We start from the raw sequence: 5678 nt of genomic DNA, 5'->3' as shown, positions 1-5678 counted from the left end.
TCTCTGAATTCCAACCCAGTTTACTATTCGAGTTCTTTTGATTTTTATATAGTCAATTTTCGACACTTGAGAGCGGTAATTCATGAGTACTAAGATCTTTACCTTAAAAGACGAACAGCAAACGGTAAAATTAGGCGCAGCTTTGGCTAAGCGATGCTCTGCGCAAACCACGCTTTATTTGCATGGTGATCTCGGTGCTGGAAAAACAACCTTCAGCCGTGGTTTCATCCGCGCATTAGGCCATGTTGGCAACGTCAAGAGCCCGACTTATACCTTAGTTGAACCTTATCAACTAGCCGATTGGCAAGTATACCATTTTGATCTTTATCGCTTGGCCGATCCGGAAGAGTTGGAATTTATGGGTATTCGTGACTATTTCACACCGGATGCGATCTGCCTTGTTGAGTGGCCAGAAAAAGGCAGCGGTCTACTTCCAACCGCAGATATTGATGTTGAGCTACGTTACGATGGCGAACAAAGGCAAGCTTTTCTGAGTGCAAACAGCCCCTATGGATCCTCATTGTTGAGTCAGTTGGAGTTATGTTGAACATCATCCATTTGTTACGAACGATAACTCTATCCCTTGCGGTTTGGGGCTGTGCTTTATTTACTTCAACGGCGCACGCGAATGCATTAGAAGGCGTGCGCGTTTGGCCTTCTCCAGATGAAACTCGAGTGGTTATCGATCTCAAAACTGAAGCGGATTATAGCTATTTCACTTTAAGCAGCCCCGAGCGTTTGGTGGTGGATTTGAAAAACACCACGCTTAATACAAAATTGCCGCTTAAAGTCACGGATAGCCCTGTTCTCAAGCAAATTCGTAATAGCTCGCCTCCGGAGAAAGGGACGTATCGCTTGGTGTTTGAGTTACAGCGCAAAGTGAACCCTCAGCCATTTAAACTTGCGCCAACGCCGGGTGGTCAGTATGGGCATCGTTTGGTGGTTGATTTACCCCACAATTTGGATAGCGACAAGGCGACAGTAAAACCGGCCAGCCAAACTAAAGTAAGCCGCGACGCTTCACAGTTATTAGGGACAGAAGATATCGTGGTGGCTATTGATGCTGGTCATGGCGGAGAAGATCCCGGCTCGATTGGCCCGACCAAAAAATATGAAAAAAATGCCACCTTAAGTATCTCCAAGAAGATCGCAGATCAAATTAACGCCGTACCGGGAATGAAGGCGGTCATGACACGCAGTGGCGATTACTTTGTCAACCTCAATAAACGTTCCGAAATTGCGCGCCGTAATAAGTCACACCTACTTGTCTCCATTCACGCCGATGCGTTTCATACCCCACAACCCAGGGGGGGCTCGGTGTTTGTGTTAAATACCAAGCGTGCGAATACGGAAATTGCTCGCTGGGTTGAGAACCACGAACAGCAATCAGAACTGTTAGGTGGGGCTGGTGAAGTGCTGGCAAAAAACAATAGCGATCGAAATGTTAGCCAAACCTTGCTGGACTTGCAATTTAGTCACTCGCAAAAAGAGGGTTACAAGGTGGCAACTCATCTGCTAGGCGAAATGGGAAAAGTAGCCCATTTACATAAAGCAGAGCCAGTCAACGCAAGTTTGGCGGTACTTAAGTCGCCCGATATTCCTTCGGTGTTGGTTGAAACAGGTTTTATTTCTAACCCTACCGAGGAACAATTGCTATTTCAGCGCTCGCATCAAGATAAATTGGCTCGCGCATTGGCAACCGCCATCGTCAAGTATTTTGAAGAAAACCCACCCGAGGGCACTCTGTTTGCTAATCGTGGTAAGACGCAAAAGCACAAAGTGCAGCGTGGTGAATCACTCTCGGTTATCGCTAATAAATATGGCACCTCGACTCAAGCATTAATCGCAACCAACAAACTAAAAAATGCCAATTTGTCGATTGGTCAAATCTTAACGATTCCGGCCACGTCAGCTCCGATTCGCGTTCCTGTGGTCAGCAACCCAGTAGAAACGGAAATTGTTACGCATGTGGTGAAATCTGGCGAGTATTTGGGCAAGATAGCGAGCACGTATAAAGTGAGTGTGGATGCGATTAAACGCGAGAATAACTTGCGTTCAGACACCTTAACGCTGGGGCAGAAACTGAAGATAACGGTGAGTTTGAAGGATAAGCCGCTGCGTAAGCATAAAGTTGAAAAAGGCGAGTTTTTGAGCAAAATTGCCAGCCAATATCAAGTGAGTCTGAATAGTATTCGCCAAGTAAACCAACTTCGGTCTGATCAGCTCGCCATAGGGCAAGTGTTGATCATTCCCAATAAGTAGTAATGAGTATGACGATTAAGATTCTACCCGCACGTCTTGCTAACCAAATTGCCGCAGGTGAAGTGGTTGAAAGGCCGGCTTCTGTCGTTAAAGAGCTGGTGGAGAATAGCTTGGATTCGGGCGCCTCTCGTATCGATATCGATATCGAAAAGGGAGGTACGAAGCTTATTCGTGTGCGCGATAACGGGCAAGGGATAGTAAAAGAGGAATTGGCGCTCGCTTTAAGCCGCCATGCAACTTCTAAAATTCACACCTTAGATGATTTAGAGGCGATCGTCAGCCTAGGTTTTCGTGGAGAAGCGCTCGCGAGTATTAGCTCAGTCTCTCGGCTTACATTGACGTCTCGTCCAGCCACGCAAGAACAAGCTTGGGCAGCATACAGTGAAGGTCGAGATATGGCGGTTAAGTTGCAGCCAACCGCACACCCGATTGGAACGTCTGTCGAAGTTCTCGATCTGTTCTTTAATACGCCCGCTCGGCGCAAATTTTTACGCACAGAGAAAACAGAATTTACTCACATTGATGAGCTACTAAAACGCATTGCTTTGAGTCGGTTTGATGTCACCATCAATGTGCGCCATAACGGCAAGATGGTACGTCAATATCGAGCGGCTAAAACGGCCGCTCAAGAGGAAAAAAGAATCGCGGCTGTGTGTGGCAACGCTTTTGTTCGCCATATGCTGAACATTGAGTTGGAACATCAAGGGCTTCGCTTGCATGGTTGGATAACGACTCCAGAAGGCGCGCGCCAGCAGAGTGATTTGCAATACTGCTACGTTAATGGGCGGATGATGCGTGACAAGCTGATTAATCATGCTATCCGGCAAAGTTATGAAACCAGCCTGAGAGGCGATCAGTTCGCCACTTATGTACTCTTCATTGAGCTCGATCCCCATCAAGTGGATGTGAATGTCCATCCCGCGAAACACGAGGTGCGTTTCCATCAAGCGCGATTAGTGCATGATTTTATCTATCAAGCACTCAGTAGTGCACTGGCTGAAAGCAAGCACATTGAGAAGCCGCAGCTCAAACCATCGGCTTTTCATCAGCCCGATGCGGCGACTGTGGATCGCATTGAGAATGACACTGCAATTGATAGTGTGTGCCAAGAAACTGAGGGGCATAACACCGTTCCAGAGCAAGTGTGGCAAGCGATTGACAACACTCCCGCTTATCCACGAAAAGCTGAGCGAGAAAGCACAACCGCGCACGGCATAGCTGAAACGCCAAAGCGTAGCCATTGGCAGCAAAACGGCTCTCCATCTTCTTCTCGGGTGAAAGCTGAGCACCAGCCAACGGGCTCTCCTTCAAGCGGGGAAGTGAAGCTCTATCAAGAGCTGATGGCAACTCAACCGCCGGCTTCTGCAGTCGAACTTTCTCCTATCGCACATCAAGATCAAGGTGAAATGCTGCAGCTCGAACAGTTGGGGAAAGCTATTGCGGTAATCAAAGGGCAGTACCTGTTAATGGGGTCCAAACAGGGCGTCGTATTGCTTTCTCTTATCAAAGGAGCATGGCTGAAAACTCGCGGCCAATTGCATACCGAACAAGGCTTCTTGAAAAGCCAACCTTTACTCGTGCCGCTCTCCATAAAGCTCTCAGCACAAGAACATCAAGCGTTAGCGCATTGCCAGCCGATGTTGAATACGCTAGGGATTGAGCTTAAAGAACGTCATGGTTCAAGCATCATGGTGATGGGCGTACCTCAACCGTTGAGGCAACAAAACCTGCAAAACTTAATCCCAGATCTGCTATCTTACGTGTCCGCTAATGTTACGGCTGATGATGAACCTATTACGGTGGATCTTGTTGCCGATTGGCTGGCTGAACACATCACTGTGGTGAAAAGTGACTACACTTTGTCTGAAGCCATCCAAATGATTTCGGAACTTGAACAGCTTTGGCAAGGGCAACTTCCTCTTCATGATGCGAGTTTTGTCCGCCCCGTTGATTTTTCTACCACCATAGCCGCCTTGTTGGCATAACGAATTAAAAGAATGATGAATCAAACACAACCATTGGCTCTGTTTTTAATGGGCCCGACCGCATCAGGTAAAACAGATTTGGCGATTCGTTTGCGCCAAAAATACCCAGTGGAAATCATCAGTGTCGACTCGGCGCTGATCTACAAAGGCATGGATATTGGCACCGCCAAACCTAATGCACATGAACTGGCACTCGCTCCCCATCGTCTGATCGATATTTTGGATCCAAGTGAAGCCTATTCGGCGGCGGATTTTCGTCGCGATGCATTACTTGCAATGCATGATATTACCGCGCAAGGCAAAATTCCTCTGCTCGTTGGGGGAACTATGTTGTATTACAAGGCTCTACTTGAAGGGCTTTCGCCACTTCCTGCGGCTAACCCTGAGATACGGCAACAAATTGAGCAAGAGGCTTTGGAGCATGGTTGGGGTCAGTTACACGATCAATTACAAACGATTGATCCGGTTTCGGCGGCAAGAATTCATCCTAATGATCCACAAAGATTGTCACGAGCATTGGAAGTTTACCGAATTTCAGGTAAAACTCTTACAGAGTTAACTCAAACGAAAGGTGAAAGCCTGCCATTTCGAGTTAAACAGTTTGCTATAGCTCCCAAGGAAAGGGCTGAGCTCCACCGTCGAATCGAACTCAGGTTTGAAAAGATGATCGAAGCTGGATTTGAAGAAGAAATGAAAGCACTTTATGCTCGAAACGATCTTCATCCGGATTTGCCATCGATTCGCTGTGTTGGTTATCGACAGATGTGGGACTATTTGGATGGGAATTGTACGTTAGAGGAAGCGGTATATCGTGGAATCTGTGCAACCCGTCAATTGGCCAAGCGTCAGATCACCTGGTTACGCAGCTGGGATGATTTAACTTGGTTAGATAGCGAAAACATTGATCATGCAGTAGAAACTCTCTCAAATGCCATAGCATCTGATGGAGTTAGCTGTGTATAATGTGATCGCTTTTGCGTGATGTACCCTGTAAAGGATCCGTTACTTGATATTTGGCATTATCGCCGTCATAACAAGTAGCAACGGGGTTTTTATTCATTTAGCTCAGATGCAAAGGCCGCACCAATAATGCAGTGCACCACTAGCTAAATAACTACAACAAAATACAAATAAGGAAAATAAAATGGCTAAGGGGCAATCTCTACAAGACCCATTCTTAAATGCACTACGTCGTGAGCGCATTCCAGTATCCATCTACCTTGTGAACGGAATTAAGCTTCAAGGTCAGATTGAATCCTTTGATCAATTTGTGATCTTACTGAAAAACACAGTCAATCAAATGGTGTATAAGCATGCGATTTCAACGGTTGTTCCTGCACGTGCAGTGAGCCACCACACTGCTGAGCCACGCACTGGGTCTGATCGTCCATCAGACAAATCAGAAGAGTAATTCTCTGATTAGTATTATTT

General features: G+C 46.7%; 5 protein-coding genes. All 5 read left to right on the top strand.

All coding sequences use genetic code 11. The features are described 5' to 3' along the window. Nucleotides 1–82: 82 nt before the first annotated feature. The 5 genes from tsaE to hfq all read left to right on the top strand — a co-directional run bounded on the left by tsaE (nt 83) and on the right by hfq (nt 5658). Entirely contained in the window at nt 83–547 is a 465-nt protein-coding gene (tsaE, locus tag B9J84_RS10985) for a tRNA (adenosine(37)-N6)-threonylcarbamoyltransferase complex ATPase subunit type 1 TsaE (protein WP_010318946.1), read from the top strand. Further along, nucleotides 541–2262, top strand: a complete 1722-nt coding sequence (locus B9J84_RS10980; RefSeq protein WP_019281423.1) for an N-acetylmuramoyl-L-alanine amidase — start codon at nt 541–543, stop codon at nt 2260–2262. The genes tsaE and B9J84_RS10980 overlap by 7 nt, the downstream gene beginning before the upstream one ends. A 2-nt stretch (nt 2263–2264) precedes the next feature. Then, on the top strand, nt 2265–4247 hold the full coding sequence (gene mutL / locus B9J84_RS10975) for a DNA mismatch repair endonuclease MutL (protein ID WP_094124131.1): 1983 nt from the start codon (nt 2265–2267) through the stop codon (nt 4245–4247). Nucleotides 4248–4262: 15 nt separating this feature from the next. Next, complete coding sequence (gene miaA, locus B9J84_RS10970; protein ID WP_026028407.1) at nt 4263–5210, top strand: tRNA (adenosine(37)-N6)-dimethylallyltransferase MiaA; 948 nt, start codon at nt 4263–4265, stop codon at nt 5208–5210. A 181-nt stretch (nt 5211–5391) separates the two neighbouring features. Continuing rightward, nucleotides 5392–5658 (top strand): RNA chaperone Hfq, encoded by a 267-nt coding sequence (hfq, locus tag B9J84_RS10965; RefSeq protein ID WP_013857931.1) that lies wholly within the window; start codon nt 5392–5394, stop codon nt 5656–5658. Nucleotides 5659–5678: the final 20 nt, after the last annotated feature.

This window comes from Vibrio sp. V03_P4A6T147, from assembly GCF_002241085.1.
Classification (GTDB): Bacteria; Pseudomonadota; Gammaproteobacteria; order Enterobacterales; family Vibrionaceae; genus Vibrio; species Vibrio anguillarum.
This window is presented reverse-complemented; position numbering and strand designations above follow the sequence as displayed.